Source organism: Vibrio sp. 1641 (genome assembly GCF_033339995.1).
In the GTDB taxonomy this organism is placed as follows: Bacteria; Pseudomonadota; Gammaproteobacteria; order Enterobacterales; family Vibrionaceae; genus Vibrio; species Vibrio alginolyticus.
In genome coordinates this window covers 1-537 of sequence record NZ_JAWOVP010000457.1, presented here as the reverse complement: position 1 = coordinate 537, position 537 = coordinate 1, and the positions used below count along the sequence as shown (strand labels likewise).

Here is a 537-nt window from a genome sequence, read left to right as displayed (position 1 = left end):
CAAAGGTGAGGCAAACTTTTACGATATTCAAAAGCATAGCATCCAAACACGCTCAGGATTTGCGATAGATAACATCTTAGAAGCGTTGAGCTCACTGGCTCGTGAGAATACTAAAAAACCAATGGATGAGCTTTTGCTGCAAGCATTACTGCAATACGCGAAGACGATGTTGGATGCACCAGTCGAGCAGCAGTCACATAGCCGTGTGCAAGATCTCTATCAAGGGATTTGTATCTACATTCAAGAGAACTTCCATCGCCCAATCACACGTGACAGCATTGCGTCGAGATTCAGTATTTCCTCGAACCATTTGTCGCGCTTGTTCCGTCAGCAGGGGCACATGACTTTGGCAGACTACATTACTTGGGTACGCGTGGATCGTGCGAAGTTTATGCTCAAGAAATACAACTTCAAACTCAATGACGTGTCAGTGCGCTGTGGATTTAAAGACGTGAACTATTTCTGCCGAGTATTTAAGAGCCGTACAGGCAGAACGCCGACGGAATATCGTGGTTCGATTTAAGCCTTCAGTCAGAG

At 45.6% G+C, this 537-nt stretch carries 1 protein-coding gene; it reads left to right on the top strand.

The genetic code is table 11. The features are described from left to right. A partial coding sequence (locus R7Z47_RS26550) for an AraC family transcriptional regulator (protein WP_318130984.1) occupies window positions 1–523 on the top strand: 523 nt, incomplete at its 5' end. Between the last annotated feature and the right edge of the window lie 14 nt (window positions 524–537).